This window comes from Bradyrhizobium sp. 61 (assembly GCF_023073075.1).
GTDB classification, from domain to species: domain Bacteria; phylum Pseudomonadota; class Alphaproteobacteria; order Rhizobiales; family Xanthobacteraceae; genus Bradyrhizobium; species Bradyrhizobium barranii.
This window is the reverse complement of the sequence record NZ_JADPIU010000064.1, coordinates 318531-339002: the sequence shown is the minus strand read 5'-3', so window position 1 is coordinate 339002 and position 20472 is coordinate 318531. Positions and strand designations below refer to the sequence as shown.

The 20472-nt window shown below is 61.9% G+C and carries 16 protein-coding genes; 9 read left to right on the top strand and 7 right to left on the bottom strand.

Annotated elements, in window-relative coordinates:
• Positions 1 to 81: 81 nt before the first annotated feature.
• Positions 82 to 1722 carry an amidase family protein gene (locus tag IVB46_RS23290; RefSeq protein WP_247308694.1) on the top strand — a complete coding sequence of 547 codons (1641 nt, stop codon included), beginning with the start codon at positions 82 to 84 and terminating at the stop codon, positions 1720 to 1722.
• 74 nt (positions 1723 to 1796) lie between these two features.
• On the opposite strand, the gene IVB46_RS23285 is transcribed toward IVB46_RS23290, so the two are convergent.
• Positions 1797 to 2699, bottom strand: a complete 903-nt coding sequence (locus tag IVB46_RS23285) for a LysR family transcriptional regulator (RefSeq protein ID WP_247308696.1) — start codon at positions 2697 to 2699, stop codon at positions 1797 to 1799.
• Between the two features lie 157 nt (positions 2700 to 2856).
• Here IVB46_RS23285 and IVB46_RS23280 point away from each other — a divergent pair, with 157 nt between their 5' ends.
• Together IVB46_RS23280 and IVB46_RS23275 are read left to right on the top strand one after the other, a co-directional pair.
• Positions 2857 to 3558, top strand: a complete 702-nt coding sequence (locus IVB46_RS23280) for an alpha/beta hydrolase (RefSeq protein ID WP_247308703.1) — start codon at positions 2857 to 2859, stop codon at positions 3556 to 3558.
• A 387-nt stretch (positions 3559 to 3945) separates the two neighbouring features.
• A complete protein-coding gene (locus tag IVB46_RS23275) occupies positions 3946 to 5373 on the top strand; it encodes a DUF1254 domain-containing protein (protein ID WP_247308704.1) in 1428 nt (475 codons plus the stop codon).
• Between the two features lie 220 nt (positions 5374 to 5593).
• On the opposite strand, the gene IVB46_RS23270 is transcribed toward IVB46_RS23275, so the two are convergent.
• Complete coding sequence (locus IVB46_RS23270) at positions 5594 to 5836, bottom strand: DUF1127 domain-containing protein (RefSeq protein WP_247308706.1); 243 nt, start codon at positions 5834 to 5836, stop codon at positions 5594 to 5596.
• A 158-nt stretch (positions 5837 to 5994) separates the two neighbouring features.
• On the opposite strand from IVB46_RS23270, the gene IVB46_RS23265 reads away from it, so the two are divergent.
• Positions 5995 to 7569: a winged helix-turn-helix domain-containing tetratricopeptide repeat protein gene (locus IVB46_RS23265; RefSeq protein WP_247308708.1), complete on the top strand. Its 1575-nt coding sequence runs from the start codon at positions 5995 to 5997 to the stop codon at positions 7567 to 7569.
• 133 nt (positions 7570 to 7702) lie between these two features.
• Here IVB46_RS23265 and IVB46_RS23260 read toward each other — a convergent pair whose 3' ends face one another.
• Complete coding sequence (locus IVB46_RS23260; protein ID WP_247309116.1) at positions 7703 to 9487, bottom strand: adenylate/guanylate cyclase domain-containing protein; 1785 nt, start codon at positions 9485 to 9487, stop codon at positions 7703 to 7705.
• 581 nt (positions 9488 to 10068) lie between these two features.
• On the opposite strand from IVB46_RS23260, the gene IVB46_RS23255 reads away from it, so the two are divergent.
• Together IVB46_RS23255 and IVB46_RS23250 are read left to right on the top strand one after the other, a co-directional pair.
• Positions 10069 to 10596 carry a cupin domain-containing protein gene (locus tag IVB46_RS23255; protein WP_208085882.1) on the top strand — a complete coding sequence of 176 codons (528 nt, stop codon included), beginning with the start codon at positions 10069 to 10071 and terminating at the stop codon, positions 10594 to 10596.
• 368 nt (positions 10597 to 10964) lie between these two features.
• Positions 10965 to 12263: a glycosyltransferase gene (locus tag IVB46_RS23250; protein ID WP_247308710.1), complete on the top strand. Its 1299-nt coding sequence runs from the start codon at positions 10965 to 10967 to the stop codon at positions 12261 to 12263.
• Positions 12264 to 12320: 57 nt separating this feature from the next.
• On the opposite strand, the gene IVB46_RS23245 is transcribed toward IVB46_RS23250, so the two are convergent.
• Entirely contained in the window at positions 12321 to 12947 is a 627-nt protein-coding gene (locus IVB46_RS23245; protein WP_247308712.1) for an alpha/beta hydrolase, read from the bottom strand.
• On the bottom strand, positions 12944 to 13882 hold the full coding sequence (locus IVB46_RS23240) for a ring-cleaving dioxygenase (protein WP_247308714.1): 939 nt from the start codon (positions 13880 to 13882) through the stop codon (positions 12944 to 12946). Before IVB46_RS23240 ends, IVB46_RS23245 begins: the two co-directional genes overlap by 4 nt.
• A gap of 129 nt (positions 13883 to 14011) precedes the next feature.
• Here IVB46_RS23240 and IVB46_RS23235 point away from each other — a divergent pair, with 129 nt between their 5' ends.
• The gene (locus IVB46_RS23235) at positions 14012 to 14926 is read left to right on the top strand and encodes a LysR family transcriptional regulator (RefSeq protein WP_247308716.1); all 915 of its coding nucleotides are present in this window, start codon (positions 14012 to 14014) and stop codon (positions 14924 to 14926) included.
• A 193-nt stretch (positions 14927 to 15119) separates the two neighbouring features.
• Complete coding sequence (locus tag IVB46_RS23230) at positions 15120 to 15527, top strand: hypothetical protein (RefSeq protein ID WP_247308718.1); 408 nt, start codon at positions 15120 to 15122, stop codon at positions 15525 to 15527.
• Positions 15528 to 15658: 131 nt separating this feature from the next.
• Here IVB46_RS23230 and IVB46_RS23225 read toward each other — a convergent pair whose 3' ends face one another.
• Complete coding sequence (locus IVB46_RS23225; protein WP_247343532.1) at positions 15659 to 18349, bottom strand: hybrid sensor histidine kinase/response regulator; 2691 nt, start codon at positions 18347 to 18349, stop codon at positions 15659 to 15661.
• Positions 18346 to 19377 (bottom strand): ABC transporter substrate-binding protein, encoded by a 1032-nt coding sequence (locus tag IVB46_RS23220; RefSeq protein ID WP_247308722.1) that lies wholly within the window; start codon positions 19375 to 19377, stop codon positions 18346 to 18348. The genes IVB46_RS23225 and IVB46_RS23220 overlap by 4 nt, the downstream gene beginning before the upstream one ends.
• A 296-nt stretch (positions 19378 to 19673) precedes the next feature.
• On the opposite strand from IVB46_RS23220, the gene IVB46_RS23215 reads away from it, so the two are divergent.
• Entirely contained in the window at positions 19674 to 20429 is a 756-nt protein-coding gene (locus tag IVB46_RS23215) for a hypothetical protein (protein WP_247308724.1), read from the top strand.
• Positions 20430 to 20472 lie beyond the last annotated feature (43 nt).

Below are 20472 nucleotides of genomic sequence, written 5' to 3'. Positions count from 1 at the left end.
TTGACCCGTCGGGCAAAACACCGGCAATATAGAACCATCGCGGCGTCATGGTTCGGGACGCGCCGTCAGGCGAGGCACGCCATGAAGAAGCCATCCCGCGGCGATGCCGGCATCGCCGCGGCTGTCGTCAGCGCTGAAGCACCGATCACCCTGAAGCTCGACAATGCGCCGATGAGCGATATCGCTCATGGGCTGGCCAGCGGGCAGGTCACTGCCACGGCGCTGACCAAAGCTTACCTCGCGCGCATCGAAGCTTATGACCGCAACGGGCCCGCGCTCAACTCCGTGCGCGCGCTCAATCCCGACGCGCTTGGGATCGCGGGCAAGCTCGACGACGCCAAGCCATCGGCCAAGCGGCCGTTGGCGGGCATCCCGATCCTGGTGAAGGACAACATCGCGACCGGCGACAAGCAGCCGACGACGGCGGGCTCGCTGGCGCTGGAGGGCGCGCGCGCCAGGAGAGACGCGACAATCGTCAAGCTGCTGCGAAAGGCCGGTGCGGTGATCCTGGGCAAGGCGAACCTGACGGAGTTCGCCAACATTCTCGCCGCCGACATGCCCGCGGGCTATTCGTCGCTCGGCGGTCAGGTGAAGAACCCTTACGCGCCGGCGCTGATGGATGATCGCGGCATCCCGGTCGTGCCGCCGGGCGGATCGAGCGCGGGCTCGGCCGTCGCCGTGGCGGCCGGCCTGTGCGCAGCATCGATCGGCACCGAGACGTCGGGCTCGCTGCTGTATCCTGCCAGCCAAAACGGCCTAGTCACCGTGAAGCCGACCGTTGGGCTGGTCAGTCGGGCCGGGATTGTGCCGATCGCGCACAGCCAGGACACTGCAGGACCGATGACGCGCACGGTGCGCGACGCGGCGATGCTGTTGAACGTGCTGGCAGCCGAAGACCCACTCGACCCCGCGACCGAGCGGCAGCGGCGGCCGGTCGACTACACCGCCGACCTCGCGACCGACGCGATGAAGGGCGCGCGCATCGGCGTGCCGAGCGACCCGGCCGATCCGCTGAACGATCGCTACTACGGCAAGTTGCCGCCAAGGTCGGCCAAGGTGATGGTCGACGCGATCAAGGTGCTGGAGGATCTGGGCGCCATCATCGTGCGTGCCAACATGCCAACATCTGGCTGGATCGGCGGGCCGGGTACGAGCATGAACGTGCTCAATCGCAATCCCCTGAGTCGCAATAGGGGTAATCCGGCGACGCCGCCGATCGTCTTCCTCTACGAGCTGAAGCACGATCTCAATCTCTACCTCAGCGATTGGGCGACGAACACAGAGATGAAGACCATGGCCGACATCGTGGCCTTCAACGAGGCGAACGCTGAGACGGCGCTGCGGTTCGGCCAGGACCTGTTCCTCGCCGCCAACATGACCAGAGGCGATCTCAGCGAGCGCGAGTACAAATCGGCGCGGGCCATGGACCTGCTCTCCGCCAAGACGCGCGGTATGGACGCCTACATGAACCAGCACAAGCTCGACGCGGTGCTGTTTCCCGGCGCCGCAGGCTGCGTGATATCAGCGAAGGCGGGATATCCCAGCGTCATGGTGCCGGGCGGTTTCATTTCGGGAGTAGACGACAAGGACACGCCTGACTATCCGCTCGGTGTTACCTTCGCGGGCCGTGCCTGGAGCGAGTACAAGCTGCTGCGCCTGGCCTACGCCTATGAGCAGGCGACCAACATGCGCAAGCCGCCGCCCGGCTTGCTCGCGCTTTAGATGTCACTGGCCGAGAGGATCAGGCGGAAATCCCTGCTCGCGCGTCGGACCCGTTTCTGGCCAGTTCCTAAAGTTCAGAGTGACAAATTGCGCGACACGCCCAAGGCATCGACAAGAAAATCGATAAACAGGCGGGCTCGCAGGGGGAGTTGTCGTCCGAATGCGTGCAGGACGTAGACCGGTGTGGTGAACATCGGTATGGCCGGCAGCACGACATTCAATCGCCCGGCGGCGAGCTCGTCCTCGATTGCGATGCGCATGAACTGCGTGATGCCAACGCCTCTTATGACCGCCTCAATCAACGACTGAGCATCGTCGCTGTCGAAGGGGCCATTGGGGATGACCCGTGTGCCGTCCGCAAAAGTAAATGCTTGCGGCCGGCCACCAAGCAGATGGCGAAGGCAGGCATGCTGCGTGAGATCGTCGATCGACTGCGGGATTCCTCGCCGCTGAAGGTATTCCGGCGATGCGCCCAGAACATATTGCAGGACACCTAACGAGCGGCCGATCAGGTTTGTGTCTTCCAATTCGCCAATTCTGACAGCGAGGTCGAAACCCTCGCGGATGAGATCGACACGGCGGTCCGTGACGCTGAGATCAAGCTTGATATCCGGATAGCGCTCCAGGAACGAGCCCGCCCATGCGGAAATCAACGGGCGTCCAAATGTACTCGGCACAGTGACCCGAAGCACGCCACGGACGTTTCCTGGAACCTGCACGACGTCGTCGGCTTCCTCTATCGCGCGCAGATGGGGAGCGACGTGCTCGTAGTAAGCGGCGCCTTCGGACGTTGGGCTGAGTGTGCGCGTTGAGCGCTGCAGCAAGCGCACGCCGAGGCGTTGTTCGAGGCGCGAAACGCTTTTCGATACCGCTGAGGGGCTGGCGCCGATCGATCGCGCGGCGCCGGCGAAAGAACCCGCGTCAACCGTCCGCACGAAGGCCAGCAGACCGGCCGTTCTTTCTAGAATCGTTGTCATTCAGGACTTTGGATCGCGAAAGAACCGAACGAAAGACGGCTAATCGGCCATTTATGAACGAATAGTCTGACTTTCGCAATGGGGGCCCCGGCGACCGGGTTCTAAGTCTTCCAATGCCCTCCATCGCTGAAGTTCGTGCAAAAAAAGGAAAAGCAGTATGTCTGCGCAAACCAAGCCAACGATCGTTTTCTGTCACGGGATTTGGGCCGATGGCTCCTGTTTCAGCAAAGTCATTCCTGCATTGCAGGCCGACGGGTACGAAGTGATCGCCGTTCAATATGGCCTGGACTCCTACGAGGAGGACCTGGCGACGGTGAAGCGCACACTCAATCGTGTTGGCAGCCCGGTCCTTCTCGTTGGCCATTCGTATGGCGGCGCCACCATCACGGGCGCGGGCACCGATGAGCGCGTGGTCGGTCTCGTCTACATTGCAGCGGTCGCTCCGGATGCCGGCGAGACCGTGCAGGACCAGCTCGACAAGTATCCGTCGGATATTTTCTCCCGCGTCGAGGTCGCCGATGGGCGTGCCTGGATGCTTCCGAGCGGCACCGAGTTCTTCGCAGGAGACCTCTCCGAGGAAGACCAGAAGCTGGTTTGGGCCACCCATTATGCGCCCGTCTACAATCTGTTCCAGCAACAGAAGCTCAGCGCCGACAAGATCGCGTGGAGGTCGAAGCCGAGCTGGTACATTCTGGCCACGCAAGACCATACTGTGCATCCGGATCTGCAACGCTGGGTGTCGAAGCGCATGGGAGCGACGGTCACCGAGGTGGCGAGCAGCCACGTGCCGATGCTCTCCCAGCCAAATGTGGTTATCGACGTGATACGCAAAGCCGCGGCCGCCGTTCAAAAAAGCTGATCGCGACAAGCATACATTGCCGGACACGAAGGAGAGGTCGTTCGCGAGGCGACCTCTCTTGTTCATGGGCTGGTGTGCAACGGCCGCTCTTGGCCCTTCGCAGGCGCGGCGTTGCTCGATGCTGATTTCGACTTGTGACCCCAAGCTGGCGTGTTGGGGCATTGGCGCGGTGTCGGCTTTTGACCCACAGCGGACATTTTCCGAACGAATGAGCATCAACGTATTGGAAAATGCTCATGAAATCGGATTTCGATTGTAGTTCAGCGCGATTTGGCCTCACAGATGCAAGCCGTTCGTTTTTCCGTAGTCCGCTGAGACTATTTCGTGAAATGATGACCCAGCTTCCCGGGTGTCTATTTGGCGCCCTTTCGCGCGTGGGTGGTTCACATGAACATTCGATCAAGTGTATTGGCCGCCGCTCTGACGGGCTCGATATTCGCACTGACGCCAAGTGTGTCGCAGGCGGAATGGCCTGACATCCGCGAGGCCAAAGCCATCGCCGAAGAAGGCTTCATCTACGGGCTGCCGATCGTGATGAACTACGCCGTCATGTACGAATATGCCGTCGACAGGAACTCTGGGCAATTCAAGGCGCCGTTCAACCAGATCAAAAACGAGGCGCGTGTCTATACATACAAGGACACGGCCGTAATAACTCCCAATAGCGACACGCCCTATTCGCTGTTATGGCTCGATCTGCGCGCCGAGCCGATCGTTCTTTCCGTGCCGGCTGTTGACAAGAGTCGCTACTATTCAGTGATGCTTTGCGACGGCAACACGTTCAATTACGGATATATCGGTAGCCGCGCGACCGGAAGCGAGGCCGGAGATTATATGGTGGTTGGGCCGAACTGGCAGGGTGCCACTCCGCCTGGCATCAAGAAGATGTTTCACTCCTCGACACAATTTTCCGCCGCCGCCTACCGCACCCAGCTCTTCCATCCGGCAGATATGCCGAACGTTGAGAAGGTCCAGGCCGGCTATAAGGTGCAGCCCCTGTCGGCCTACCTCAAGCAGCCCGCGCCCCCCGCTGCAGCGGCCGTCGACTTTCCCAAGGCTAATGCGGAGTTGGTGAAGAAGAACTTCTTCGAGTATCTCGACTTCGCTCTCCAATTTGCGCCGGCCGGGCCGGAGGAAAAGGAAATCCGCGCCAAGCTCACGCGCATCGGCGTCGGCCCCGGAAAGACCTTCGACTTCAAGGATCTTCCGCTGACCCACAAGATTGAAATCGGGCTAGGGATGAAGGACGGCGAAGAGAAAGTTGAAAAGTATCTTGCTAGTGGACAGAAAGACGTAAATGGCTGGAAAATCGGATCGCTGTTCGGAGACCGGCAATTCTACAGCGGCGACTGGCTGAAGCGCGCTGCCGCAGCCAAGGGCGGCATCTATGGCAACGACGCAATCGAGGCCGTCTATCCAATGACGAAGGCGCTTGCTGATGGCGAGGTGCTCGATGGTTCCAAGCACAAGTACACAATCACTTTTTCCGCCGGACAATTCCCGCCGGTAGAGGCTTTCTGGTCGGTGACGATGTATGATGGCAAGAGCCAATTGCTGATCGAGAATCCGATCAACCGCTACCTGATCAACTCGCCGATGCTGCCGGACATGAAGAAGAATGCCGACGGCTCTCTCACGTTGTATATCCAAAAAGATTCGCCCGGCGTCGACAAGGAATCCAATTGGTTGCCGGCGCCGAATGACGAAATCTACCTCGTGATGCGTTTATATTGGCCGAAGACAACGGCGCCTTCGATCCTGCCGGCCGGTGGGGGCTCATGGCAGCCACCGGCCATTGTGCGCGCAGCCAACTAAGCAATCTGAGGTGATCGAGTGATGCTGGCCAAGGTCCGCTTGTGGCCCGTCGCAGACGTGGCGTTGCTCGATGCTGATTTCGGCTTGCGACCCCAAGCTGGCGTGTTGGGGCGTTGGCGCGGTGTTGGCCTTTGACTAAGCGCAAGCCGGTATCTGGGCCGCCAAGCGGCTCGCGTCGCCCAATTTCCGACGTTCCGTCCACCGCTGCCGGAGGTCGACATCATCCGACCGATCGTATGCCTCGCGGGTCAGTATTTTGGTTCGAGGCCACGTAGTCGATCTCGCCATACGTCATCCCGATATCCTTCAGCTCCTGATCACTTAGGTGGCAAAGATCGCGCCGCAGCCGCTCCCATTTCCGCCACTCTTGAAAAGCGTTCCAGCAATTCTTGAAAACGCTGACATTGCGTCGCTGGGAGTCTGCCGTCTGGACCAAGCCCGTTGTCTGATAAATCATGCTCATCGCAGTATCCTCGGGCACCGTGTTTCCACCCTGGCATGCTGCCAAAATCCGGCCCGGCACGCTTGATCTGCTGCTTACATTTTCCTTACGGACAGCTTATTCTTTGTTTTCCAAGTGTTGCCGGGCCTGACCGGAGACCGTCCAAGGGATTTCGCGTCTTGCGCTATCTCTTCGAAGACTACCAACTGGATTCCGGCCGCCGCGAGCTGTACCGCGACACAAACGTCGTTGCCCTGGCGCCACAGACCTTTGACTTTCTGGACTACCTCATCCGCAACCGTGAGCGCGTGGTTTGCAAGGATGAGCTCATCACAACCATTTGGAAGGGGCGGTGCGTATCGGATGCCGCGCTGACGACCCGCCTGAATGCCGCCCGGTCCGCAATTGGCGATTCCGGGGAGAAACAGCGGTTGATCAAGACGCTGCCAAGGAAGGGCTATCGCTTTATCGGTATGGTGCATGAGGCTGACGGCGCCCCCACTGTGGCGGTCACAGAAATCCAGAAGGAGACGGCTAAACCCGCCCTCCCACTTCCCGACAAACCGTCGCTGGCCGTTCTGCCATTCACCAACCTGAGCTCCGATCCGGAGCAGGAGTATTTCGCCGACGGCATGGTCGAGGACATCATCACTGGCCTTTCAAGGTCCAAATCGTTGTTCGTCATCGCGCGACAGTCCACTTTTACCTACAAAGGCAAGGCTATCGACATCAGGCAGGTCGGGCGCGAGCTGGGCGTTCGGTATGTGCTCGAAGGCAGTGTGCGCAAATCCGGCGATCGGGTTCGCATTGCCGGGCAGTTGATCGAGGCCACGACGGGTGCTCATCTCTGGGCGGACCGGTTCGACAGCCAGCTCAAAGATATCTTCGATCTGCAGGACCAAGTGACGAGTAGCGTGATTAGCGCACTCTTTCCTCAATTGGAGCGCGCCGAGATAGAGCGCGCAAAACGCAAGCCAACCGAAAATCTTCAGGCCTACGACTACTATCTGCGTGCACTCTCGAGCTTCTATGAATTCACGCGCGAACAAAACATTGAAGCCCTCAGACTGATCCGTCTTGCGGTCGAGATCGATCCCGGATTGGCCTCAGCATACGCGCTTGGTGCTTATTGCTATCTGCAACGAAAGATCTTCGGCTGGACCATCGACGCTGATCAGGAACTGAACGACACCCGACGGTTGGCGAGGCGTGCGATCGAGCTCGATAAGGATGATCCAACCGTACTCGTGAGAGCCGGGCAGGCAATTGGCGCCGTATTATATGAGATGGACGATGGCGTGGCCCTCGTCTCCCGAGCGTATGAACTTAACCCGAACCTGGCTGTCGCACGGTATACCATCGGCTGGGAACACATACGGCGCGGCGACATAGAGGCGGCGCTTAAGCAGTTCCACGCCGGGGGGCGTCTAAGCCCGATGGATCCGTTTCTTTTTCTGACGCAGACCGGCATAGCGTTTGCGCATTTCCTGACGGATCGATACGAGGACGGGGCATCATGGGCCAAGTCGGCTGTGCTGCACCGGCCCAACTATCTCAACGCACAATTCATTCTGGCGGCATGCCACGCAATGTCTGGAAGGGTCGAGGAAGCCCGGATGATCGGTGCACGCCTGGTGGAAGCGAGGCCGGCTCTCCGCGTCTCCACACTCGTTCCAAAGCTCGCTCGATTTTACAGGCCGGAACACCTCAAAAGGGTCATGCGAGCTTGCTCCATCATGGGTCTCCCCCCATGAGTGCTGCGGTTGCCGGGAAATACTGGTCTCATTCCAATTCCCATCAACGGCGCAGTATGCAATGTCGGCTTGTGGCCCTTCGCGGACGTGGCGTTGCTCGATGCTGATTTCGGCTTGTGACCCATACCAGACATCATCCCTCCGGTACCTCGGCCAAACGCATACCTTCATAGACGCGTTCGCGTCCGGCGAGGTGGGTGGGATTATCACTCGCTGCGCCGAGGCGAAACCGGCGGATGGTAAAGCTTGGATCAAGCGCAAGTCCTGCCTTCGCAGCGGCCCGAGCCTCATCCAGCGAGCCGAGCAGCGCCAGGACGGCGGCGAATCCAAAATGCGTGATCGGATAATTTCGGTTGGCCTCGAGACTTCGACGGAACCAAGTTACTGCTTCGGCGTCGGCATTGAGCTGCACTTTGGCGAAGCCGACCATCTGCAGCCACCGGAAGGCGGAGATGTCGCGAGGAGAGAGGCGGAGCGCTTCGTTGACATGGGCCTCAGTCTCTGCGCCGCGACCGAGAGAATTCATGGCGAAACCGATGGCCGCGTGCGCGTTAGCCAGATTTCGATCCAACGCCAACGCTCGCTCGCATTCGGCGATGCCTTGAATCGCACGATTCGTAAAAATCTGGACTACCCCTAATATCATGTGGGCCAAGGCGTGGTTCGGCGCGAGAGACAGCGCCTTTGTCAACGTCGTCTCGGCTGCCGCGAGATGCGCGGCCCGGTCGTCGGCCAGGAAGATCGCTCCGATGGACGCATCCACCAACCCCACACCGACCATCGCTCCGATATTTCCGGGATCGAGCGCCAAGGCTCGTTCAAAAAAGCTGCGGGCTTGTGCCATCGATTCGGACGTGATCCCCTTGTTCCACAAGGCCACGCCTCGGAAATAGAAGTCCATCGCATCGGGATGCCGCGAACGTTCCGCTCGGCGCGCCTCAACCGCGATAAGCTGGGCGTCCAGCGCATTGGCGAGCCTTGCTACGATTTCGTCCTGCGTATCGAAAAGGTCGGTGACAGGCTTGTCGAAGCGTTCGGCCCATAGATGCGACCCGGTTTCCGCGTCAATCAGCTGCACATTTACTCGAAGCCGATTGCCGCCACGCTGCACGGAGCCCTCGAGCAGATAGCGAACATTCAACTCGCGACCGATCTGTTTGAGATCAATCACTTTGTTCTTATAGGTGAATGCGGTGTGTCGGCCGATTACAAATGCGCCACTGATGCGCGACAGGTCCGTCGTGAGGTTCTCAGTCACACCGTCGACAAAATAATCCTGCTCGGTATCGCCCCCGAGGTTCATGAAAGGCAGGACGACGATCGAAAGTCGTGGCGCTGGAAGCACGGCCGGTCTCGCGCGGTCGGCTTGTACCGGCGGGTTAGGTCCTTCCTGGAGCACAGCGTAGGCTCGCACTGGACGGTCGATGTTTTTGAGGTTCTGCTCGCCAAGATCGGCAAACTCAACCTCGACCTTGTCTCGGATTTGATCGTAGGCGGCGGACGAGATGCAGATACCGCCGGGCTCAGCGATGCCCTCAAGCCGCGCAGCGATGTTAACGCCGTCTCCAAAGATGTCATGAGGCTCAACGATGACGTCACCGATGTTGACACCCACACGGAAAGCAATACGCCTGTCTTCCGCGTCATCGATTGTCAGTTCCCCGATGCGGGTCTGAAACTGCACCGCAGTTCGGACGGCTTCGACAGCGCTCGGAAACTCCGCCAAGAAGCCGTCGCCGATGTTCTTCACGATGCGGCCGCCGTGTTCGGCGACTGCCGGTGCGACAGCGTCCGCGAGGAGCGCCGTCACCTTGGCGTAGGTCGCCTCTTCATTCTCGTGCATCAGCCGCGAATAGCCAGCCACGTCAGCAGCCACTATCGCCGCCAACCTGCGCTCAACCCGGACTGGCGCCAACATCGCTTTGACTGAATGCCCGCTCAAACTGGTGACCGTTCCTGGGTTCTTCTGAGACATGCCGACCGTCAGTTGAAATCTCTGCGTTCGAGGGCTAGCCGGAAAACACTTGCTCGCACCGATGTCTTCTCAATTTGAACCAGCTCGGACATGCGCGGCCGAGGCTACGCTTGGGCTGCACCCAAATCGAAGGCGGAACATTCGGGAGAAATGCGCGTAGGGCATCTCGCTTTCCCTTTCGCAACCAAGGAATGAGGCGACCTCTTTACCGCAAGTGCGCACAAGTCTGAATGCCGCAACAGCGGCACACAAAAATGTGTTCCCAGCCGTTGCTGGGAAATGACGCGCTCCTGTTCGTTGAAGGAGTGCGCGTCACCGCATCGGAAAGGGAGTGCCAGCCACTCCACGTTCATTCCTCATTGTTCTAGATGTCAACCGCTCGAGAGAGTGATTGGACCAGCACAGCAATCCTTGTGCCGATCTGACGGCGCTCTGGTGGCGATGGTGTCAAACTGCTGCGGTCAACAAGCCGAGCGTCATCTGCAAGTGTCTTGCCTGCAGCATCATGTAAGAGGTCTCTGGCGATGCCTGACAATCTCAATCCGAATGATCGTCGCTCGACGAGCGCAATCAATGCTCAAGAAGTGTTTTCCCCGCAGCAACACTTGCGTCCGATGAACGAGTATCTCACTGAGGTTTCCGATAATGCAGGAGACTACTGTCTCATCCGATGTACCCTGCCCGCGGGCGCGGTGGTGCCGATGCATAGTCACGCCGATCGAGAGACGTTTTACGTGGTGTCCGGGAGCATAAATGCTCTTCACGGAGACCGCTGGGAGGAGCTTGGACCGGGCGATGTCTTCGATGTGCGAGACGGTGCCAAGCACGCTTGGAGAAACTCGTCGCAACTGGCTGCTTCGATCATATGCGTGACAACAACAAAGATGGCGCGGTTTCTGCAGGAGATATCGAGTTCAGCTGCCGGCTCTTTGCCGGAAGAGCAAGCGCGACGCTTCCTCAAGCTCGTCCAGGCAAACGGGTATTGGCTCGCGAGCCCGGAGGAAAACTCAGCGGTCGGATTGACTGTCAATTGGAGCGGGGGCGGCGACTGACTGCGGTTCCTGCCTCGTGCTGGACGCCCTGAATTATTGCACTGAAGAAGGGGCGGGCAACCGAAACGAGTGGCTAAGCACTATCGCAAGCGCACGTCGGCCCACTTCCGGTCCTGGCCCTTAGCGGACAAATTCGCGTTCTGAACTGATGGACTACGTTTGCCCCCACCCGATGCGCCCTTAAGCGGCCTTCCTCTCCCTACAGCTGTAACCATCTCACTCTGAGGAGACATCGTTCGGTAGCGCGCGCCCCGCCATTCTTGGCGTGGCCCGCGCGGACACAGGCGCGGCCAAGCGTCCGTCCGGAAGCCTGCGCCCAGGATGGATTGCACCAGCGAATTCATCCCTGTGGCGAAAGAGGTTCTACGATGTCTTATAATTTTCTGCTGGCGTCGTGGGGGACCCTCGGGAACTTGAGCCCGCTGCTGACTGCGGCGCGGAGGTTGCACCGGAATGGACATCATATTCGGGTGATGGCGGATCCGGCGATGCGCGCTGAAGTCGAGGCCTCCGGCTTTGCATTTGTAGCATGGCGCCGCGCCCCGACCGGAAAGGCTGCGGATCCGGTGGACGTCTCGGATGTGAAGGACTTTCTACGCCAGGCCGTCTTTGATCCTGCCGCGCTCTATGCGGCCGATGTCCGGGATGAGATCGGCCGTATGCCGACGGATGCCGTTCTCGTGCTTGACGTGCTGTTTGGTGCTGCGCTCGGGGCGGAGGCGTCAGGCGTGCCTTTCGCTCTGCTGTCCCCTCATGTCAGCATTCGGCCCCTGCCGGGAATGCCGCCGGCCACCAGCGGGTTGAGGCAACCGAAAACGCCGGAAGAGCGCGCCGAAGTCGACGCCGCAAATGCCAGGCTGGCCGAAACACTCAATGTGTTTCTGCCAAGTCTCAACCGCGCGCGTGCCGATTTGGGTCTTCCGCTTCTGGCAGATGTCTACGATCTGTTCGATCGGGCCAACCGGCTTTTGCTCGCGACGAGTCGAGCGTTCGACTTTCAAGCTGACTCGCTGCCCGAGAATTTCCGATACGTCGGACCGTTGCTCGATGTGCCGAATTGGTCCAAATCTCGGCAGACAGAGGCGTGGCGAGCGCCATGGTCGGCTCGGTCGGGTCGTCCTCGTGGGCTGATCGCGTGCAGCACGGGCGCGCAAGGTCAGCGCGAACTGTTTCAGCGCATTATCACAGCGATGGAAGCGGTCGAGATCGATGCCCTTGCAACATCCGGTCCCAATGTCGACGTCGCCGATCTCAGGGCTCCGAACAATGTGCATTTGGTCCGCGGCGCTCCCCATGACCTCGTCATGAAGGATGTTTCCGTGGTGATCTCGCAAGGCGGCCACGGAACGACCACGCGTTCACTCATCAACGGACTGCCGCAGCTCATCCTGCCGATGGGGCGGGACCAGGCTGCCAACGCCGCGCGCGTCGAAGCGAAGGGGGCAGGGCTTCAATTGCCTCCAACCGCCTCCGAAGCGGAAATTGCCGCGGCGGTGAACCGATTGATTGCAGAGCCGCAATTCAGGAAGGCGGCCCGTCTGCTCGGCGAGGCCATGAAAGTCGATATCGATCGGTCCGGCCTCGTCGACGAGATGGAGGCGATCGCCGCCATTGGCCGCGCGGCGAGACCGCAACCGAAGAAACAACCACTTCGAAAATCTGCCTGACAGTTCGCGAGGCGAATGGGCGGCGCATCGTTCGTGAACGATGCGCCGCTCGTTGGTTCATGCCGCTTTGGCGTCGACGCTGCCGATCCAGTTGCGGGCCAGCGTGACGTCGGCCTGCGACAATTGATGGCCCGCCGGCAGGACCTTGTGGTCGACACGCGCTCCGGCTTCCGACAACAGCGCCGCAAGCTTTGCCGAATTGCTCGCCGGCACGATCGGATCGGACTGCCCGGACAGCAGCAGAATCGGCTTGCCGCCAAGCTCCGCCTTCGGCGGATCCGACAGCGGCACCATGGCACGCAGCAGGATCGCGCCTGCCAGGACGTCTGGCTTCAGCAGCAACAGCGCGGCTGCGATGTTGGCGCCGTTGGAGAAGCCGACCGCAACCGGCGCGGCGATGCCGTATTGCTTCCGCGCATCCGCGACGAAGTCGCCGAGCTCCAGCGCGCGCCGGCGCACGTCGTCCTCGTCGAACACGCCCTCGGCGAGACGGCGGAAGAAGCGCGGCATGCCGTGCTCGAGCACGCGGCCGCGCGGCGAGAGCAGCGCGGAGCCGGGCGAGATCATCTTGCCGAGCCCGAGCAGGTCGTTCTCGTCACCGCCGGTGCCGTGCAACAGCAGCAGCGGAGGGGAGCCCGCGCTGGTCGCGGGCTCGAAACGATGGATGAATGTGCTCTCGGTCATGACGCGCTTTCTTCCAGGCTCGGCAGAACATTTTCGATCTGCTTGCGCTGTGCTTCGAGGAAGCTCGGCAGCTTCAGATCACGTCCCAGCGTCGCGACCGGTTCGTCGACGGCGAAGCCGGGGATATCGGTCGCGATCTCGAACAGCACGCCGCCGGGCTCGCGGAAGTAGATCGAGCGGAAGTAGTTGCGGTCCCTCTGCTCGGTCGGATGCAGGCCGTGATTGCTCACGAGCTTTTGCGCCATCCGGCCCTGCTCGGCGTCATCGGCCGCGCGGAAGGCGATGTGGTGGACGGAGCCGCCGCCCTGATGTCCGCGCAAGAAGCCCTTGGCTTCGTAGATGTCGACGACGCTGCCTTCGGCATCGCCCGGCGCCTTGAAGCGGATCACCGAGCCCTCGCGTCCGGTCTCCTTGAAGCCGAACACGTCGGTGAGCACGGAAGCCGTCTTCGCGGCGCTGTCGAGCAGCAAGGTCACGCCGTGGAAGCCGCGGATCGCGTGCTCGGCCGGCACGTCGCCATTGCTCCAGCCGGGCTCGGTCTCGGCGCCGGGGACACCCACAAGCGCGAGCGCCATGCCGTCAGGGTCGGTGAACGGCAGTACGGACTCGCCAAAACGCTTCTCCAGCGCCTCGTAGGCAATGCCCTTCTCGGTGAAGCGCTGCGTCCAGTAGCCGAGCGAGCGCTGCGGCACGCGGAAGGCGGTCTGATGGGTCTCGCCGACGCCACGGCGTCCGGCCGGAACGCCGGCCCAGGGGAAGAAAGTCAGGATGGTGCCGGGGCGGCCGGTCTCGTCGCCGTAATAGAAGTGATAGGTGCCGGGATCGTCGAAATTGACCGTCTTCTTGACGAAGCGCAGGCCGAGATCCCGGGTGTAGAAGCCGAAATTGCGGATGGGATCGCCGGCGATCGCGGTGACGTGGTGCAGTCCAGACATTGTCGTCCTCCAGAATTCGGGGAGCGGTCTTGCTCTGGGTGGAAATATCGTTCCGCTTTGGATTGGAGACAATCCATGCAAATATGACGTCTATGTCTACGATTTGGAAACAATCGCCGGGGCCGGCCATTGGATAAGGTCGCCAGCCTCCGGGCCTTCGTGAAGGTGGTCGAAAGCGGCAGTTTTGCCGAGGCGGGCCGGCAGCTGCGGCTGTCGCGCTCGGCGATCAGCAAATACATCGCCGACCTCGAGGAGAGCCTCGGCGTCCAGCTTCTGAACCGGACCACCCGCCACGCCAGCCCGACCGAGAACGGCCAGCGCTATTTCGAGCGCGCGGTCGTGATCCTCTCGGAGATCGAGGCCGCCGACCAGGCGGTGGCGCAGGCCCAGTCGGCGCCGCGCGGCCTGTTGCGGGTCAACGCGCCGATGTCGTTCGGCACGATGCGGCTTGGACCGGTGCTCGCCGATTTCATGGCGCGCTATGGCGACCTTCAGCTCCAAATCGTGCTCAGCGACGATCTGCTCGATCCCGTCCAGGACGGCTTTGACGTGACGCTGCGGATCGCGGAATTGGAATCCTCGAGTTTGATCGCGCGAAAAATCATGCCGGTGGCGCGCATGATCTGCGCTTCGCCCGATTATCTCGCGCGTCACGGCACGCCAAAGCATCCGCAGGACCTGCGCGAGCATGCCTCGCTCACCTACGGCTTCCTGCTGACCGGCAATCAGTGGAAGCTCACAGGCAGCGACGGTGATCACTGGATCCAGCCGGCCTGGTCGCTCTGCGTCAACAACGCCGAAGTGCTGCGCGACGTCGCGATCAAGGGCAGGGGGCTCGCGCTGCTACCGGAGTTCATCGCGGCCGATGCGTTACGGAAGGGCGAGCTGCGGACGGTGCTGGACAATTATTCCGCACCGCCGCTCGCGCTCTACGCGGTCTATCCGCCGACGCGGCATCTGTCGGTGAAGGTGCGGCTGTTCATCGATTTTCTGGTGGAGCGGTTTGGGCGCGAGGAGGAGGCGGCGTCAGGCCGGCCGAAATGATCCGCGCGGAAGAGCCGGGCCGGGATATGTCGGCTCCGCTCGCCATCAGCGTCTGCTTATTTGGGCGTAGCCACTGGATTTGCTCGCGCTGAGTTCTTCGCATTTTGACCCGAAACGGACGTTAAGCTCCAAGCCTGCTTTCTTATGGTACAGGGTAGCCTTAGCTGAAAATTCGTGCGGGGCTATCCAGCAGATGTCCATCATAGAGGAAATGATTGCTTCGCTTAACGCAAGTCATAAGGCTGAGAATGTGCTTGAAGGGCCTGAGCCGCAACCCTTGTTGAACCATACCGTTCTGGATCAATGGAGCGGGCAGAGCGGGTTAGCTAGGGATGTGTTGTACGATGCGTTGGCGCTCGAACTGGCGTCAGGATTTAACAAAGGTACCCTTGATTTCGATTTCTGTGATCGGGTCGTAAACGAACTGATGGGCCTTATGGGGCGGGAGCCGGATTTGCCTCCTCTATTTTGGGACGTTTACTTGGCCTTCGACGCGGGCGAGTTCTATCGTGATGACGACCGCAGCATCAACCCGGTAGACAGATTTACGCGGCCTCGGATTGCGGAGATTGTTCGAAGGTTTACTTCAACTTTCGACTGAGCGGGCCTTCCCTGCCGTCCGCTTGTGGCCCTTCTGCGACCTCTGGCGAGATCCACCATTCCACCACTATTGGCAGATTACCGGTCATCAGCCGTGCCTGACCCAAGCACCCCGATTTATGGGAACACCGCTTAGCTGGCCGAACGCTGCTCGGCGGGCCGGAGCAGATCGTCGAGCGCACTCATCGAGGCATCTCGAAGCGCGGCGAGCTCGCGTGCGGCGCTCTGGCATTCGGGTGGGGACATCGAGGGCGCCGCCAGTTCGATCTCGCGGCTGCGCTCGAACATGCGGACGAGGCCGAGCGCGCCGGCGGTGCTGCCGAGCTGGTGCGCGGATCGCGCGAGCTCCTTGTGATCGCCAATCGCTGCCGCCTTGGCGATGTCTGCGATCAGCTTGCCGCTGGTCTCCCCCAACAAATGATGGAGCTTTTCGATTTGCGCGGGGCCGAGCAGCTCGCGCTGGTCGTCGAGGAAATGCCGGTCGATCAATGCGCCTGCAGCGAGTTGCGCCGCGGCCGGCTCATCCGGGGCGTCCTCGATCGCCTCGCGCAGCGCGTTGATCACGATCGGCTTGCTCACGACCTTGGCGATGCCGGCGCTTGCGAGTCGCTCGCGGGCACTGGTGGACACGTCGGCGGTCACGGCGATGATGCGCGGCATTTTCGGCAGACCGAGCTTGCCGATCCGCGACGCCGCCTCGACGCCGTCCATGTCGGGCATGTGCAGGTCCATCAGGATGATGTCGAACGCCTGATCGCGCGCGAGCGCAATGGCCGAAGCGCCGTCTCTCGCGATCGTCGCGCGATGGCCGAGCCGGTTCAGAATGGCTTCGCCGACCTCGCAATTGACGGGATCGTCGTCGACCAGCAGCACGCGGAGCTGCCGCGACGGCGGCGGGACCGCGCCTTGCGCCACGCCGCTTGCGGCGAGGCCGAGCGGCACCTGAAGCGTGAACGTGCTGCCCGCGCCCGGCGTGCTCTCCACCGTCAGCTCGCCGCGCATCAGGCGCGTGAGCCGGCGTGCGATCGCCAGTCCGAGGCCGGTGCCGCCGAACCGCCGCGCGATGCTGTCGTCGGCCTGGACGAAATCGTCGAAGATGCGCTCGTGCATGTCGGGCGCGATGCCGATGCCGGTATCGCGAACGGTGATGCGCAGCAGGACATGATCGTCGCGTTGCTCGGCGGCCGCCGCGAGCGCAATCCCGCCGTGCGGGGTGAACTTGATGGCATTGCCGATCAGATTGAGCAGGATGCGGTTGAGCCTGACCGGATCGCCGTGCACGGATGTGTCGACCGTCGCATCGCAGGCGAGGTCGAAGGTCAGGCCCTTGCCGAAGGCTTGCGGACACATCAGCTCCGCGGCGGTCTCAATCAGCTGGTGGAGGCGGAAGTCGCGCGTCTCCAGCGTTTCGGTGCTGGCCTCCAGGCGGGCATATTCCAGGATGGCATCGACCAGCGCGATCAGCGTTTCGCCCGATGCCTCCGCAGTCGCGAGGTGGCGGCGCTGGGCCTCGCCGAGGCTGCCGTCGTCGAGCAGCTGCAGCACGCCCATGACGCCGTTCAGCGGCGTGCGCAGCTCGTGGCTGACGACGGCGAGGAAGCGCGACTTGGTCTCGTTGGCCAGCACGGCGGCCCTGCGCGCGCGCTCGGCCGCGTCATGCTCGGCCAGGGCGTGGTCGCGGGTCTTTTCGAGCTCCGAGGTGCGCTCGATCACCTTGCGCTCGAGCGTCGCGTAGGATTCGCGCAAGTGAGCGGCCATCCGGTTGAACTGGTCGCCGAGCGCTTCCAGCTCGTCGCCGGTCTTGATCGCGAGCCGCAGGCCGAGATCGCCGCTGCCGATCCGCCGCGCGCCCTGCGTCAGGATTTGGATCGGCACGGTCATGCGCCGGCTCAGCCAGAGGGACACCAGGACCGCGCAGGCGAGCAGGACGACCAGGAGAAAGGTCGCGCGTCCGATCGATGCATAGATCGGGGCGTAGGCCTCGCTGAGCGGAAGCTCGACGAACACCAGCCAGCCGAGCGAGGGGACCGTCGCATAGGTCGAGAGCACGCGCTGGCCTGACAGATCCCCCTTGACCAGGCCGCCCGAAGGCGGCCCCACGCCGTCGAGTGCGGCGCGCACGTCGGCATGCCCGGAGAGATCGGTCCGTTGCAGCGCCGGCCACAGATCGGGATGCGCGATCAGGACTCCCATGCGGTCGACCACATAGGCCTTGCCGGTGTTGCCGACCCTGATCCCGGCAACGAGGTCCCAGATGAAGCGCAGATTGACGTCGGCCACGATCACATTGGGATTCCGCCCGGTCCCGCGCGTGGCGAGCGTCATGAACGGCTCGGTGTCGCCGAGGAAGTAGACCGGCCCGTAATAGGCCCGGCTTTCATTGGCACCGCGGAAGGCCGGCGAGGCCGAGAGATCGGCCTTGCTGCCGACCCTGTCCGCGACACGGCGCGACACGCGCACCTGCTCGCGGCCCTGCGAATCGAGCTCGGCAATCTCCGCGATCGCGGGCGAGAGGCGCAGGAGCCGGATGGCGTTCAGGCGGTCGTCTTCGTTGCTCGACAGCTCCGGAGGCAGCCGCGAGAGCCATCTGATCTGGCTTTCGATCTGGCCGATGAACTGGCCGATCTGGATGGCCGCGCTTGCTGCCTGCTCGCGCTGGGTCGCCGCGAGAAGCTGCTTCTGCTCGCGATAGGAGAACCAGACGTCGAAGCCGGTGTTGATGGCGAGTGCGGCAAAGGCGAGGGCGACGATCGAGTAGAGATATTTTCGGAACAACCGGCCCGGGGGCGTCCGCAAATGTCCCTGGTCGATCGCCTCGTTCACTCGCGGATCTCGTCGGCGCGCGCCAGCAGCGTGAATGGAATGTTCAATCCGAGCGAGCGGGCGACCGTGCGGTTGATCAGCAGTTCGTATTTCCGCGGCGATTGCACCGGCAGATCCCCGGCCTTGGTGCCGCGCAGGATGAGATCGACGTAGTCGGCCGAGCGCACCTCCAGCGTCGGCCCGTAGCTCATCAGTCCGCCCGCATCCATGAAATAATGGAACGGATAGATCGTGGGGACGCGATGCTTGGCCGCCGCCGCCACGACCGCCTGACGGTGGACCACGAGGAAGCTATCGACCAGCGCAACCAGCGCCGCCTTGGGCGGTTCGGAAAAGCGCCTGATGGTTTCGTCGATGTCCGTTGGCGCGTTGACGGGCGCGGGGGCCACGGACACCCCTGATGTCGCGGCCTCCTGCTCGATCGATTCGAGGAAGAAGCGCCCGGCGCGGGGCGTGGTCGCCGGGTTGAAAAGGACGCCGACGCGCGCGAGACCCGGCACCGCCTCCCTGATGAGCTGAAGCCATTTGCCGCCCATTTCGGCGGTGCTGTTGGTGAAGCCGGTGACGTTGCCGCCGGGATGCGCGAGGCTTTCGACGAAGCCGTTGCCGACGGGATCGTTGGCGGTCGCGAAAACGATCGGGATGGTTTTGGTGGCGGCAAAGACTGCGGCGGTTTCGATGGTCGAGCCGGTCAGGATCACGTCCGGCTTGAGCTCGAGCAACTCCTGGACCGCGGTCTTGAGCTTGTCCGGTCCGCCGAAGGTCGAACGAAGTTCGAGGCGGAAGTTGACGCCTTCGACCCAGCCTCGCTGCCTCAAGCCGACGATGAGACCACCCAGGCGGGAGGTCGGGCTGTCGGTCATGCTCCGTCTGGTCAGTTCGTCGTCGAGCGGCAATCCCGTCAGCGAGGCAACGATCCGCATGCGATCTGACGTTGCGCCGAGCGCAATCCAGCCTGCGGCGGTTGTGCCTGCGAGGCGAATGAAGCCGCGGCGATCGAGCGCGAACGCGGAAGGCCGTTCGGTCATGGAATTCTTTGCACGATGGTCTGTCCCAGCCGGATGCTTAACGCGAAAGGGCGGTGTCCACAATTGATGAAAAAATGCGCTTATGAATGTTCATTCGCAGCATTCGGCAGTCCGATACCGTATTCCTACCCCGCCAAAGAGTCGCTGTTTCGAGCTTTGTCTGCTCCGTGACGATCTGCAACGCATTGTGGCGTTGCAACATTTTCCGTCTCGTTGAGACGACGGTGCGGAGAAGTCGATCTCTGAGCGGCTGATTTTTTGAAGCGTTGTTTCAGGGTTTGTTTCGAAGGTTTTCGATGCGCAAAATCTATCTTCTTCCGGCCCTCGTGGGCCTGCTGACCTCTGTTGCGGCCGGGCCGCTCGCTGCTCAGGGAGTAGTGCCGAAGCAGAAGGCTGCGCCGGCACCCAGAGCCGCCGCTGCCGGTGCGGCGCCGGCTGCCGCCGCCGGTGCGCCGGTCGCTGCTGCGACCGAGACGCCGACCGCCGGTGCGGACGACAAGACGGCCAAGGCGATCGACGGCTTCCGCTCCGCCAAATTCGGCATGAACGAAGCCGACGTGCGCGCGGCGATGACCAAGGACTTCAGCGCCAAGCCCGACGCGATCAGGGCGCAGGACAACGCGTCCGAGCTGACGCACAGTCTGCTGCTCTCCGTTCCCGAGCTGCTGCCGAACGGCGGGACTGCCGAGCTCTCTTATGTGTTCGGCTACAAGTCCAAGTCGCTGATCCAGGTCGGCTCGGTCTGGTCGAAGGGGACCGACACGGCGATAACGCCGGAGAAGCTGTTCTCCAACGCCAACATCCTGCGCGCCCATTTCATGGGCGAAGGCTTCAAGCCCGATTCGATCGCGATGAACATGCCGGTTGCCGGCGGCATCGTGATGTTCCGCGGCAGCGATGCCAAGGATCGCTCGGTGATCCTGCTTCTGCAGGGCACGTTCGAGAACAAGGAGAACAACCAGCGTGTGCTGACCCCGACCAGCCTGCTGCTGTTCTACGTGGCCGACGCCAAGAGCCCCGACATCTTCAAGCTGCCGCCCGGCCAGTTCTGATGCCGGACGACTTCACGACATTCTCCCACCCGGTTGTGGATCG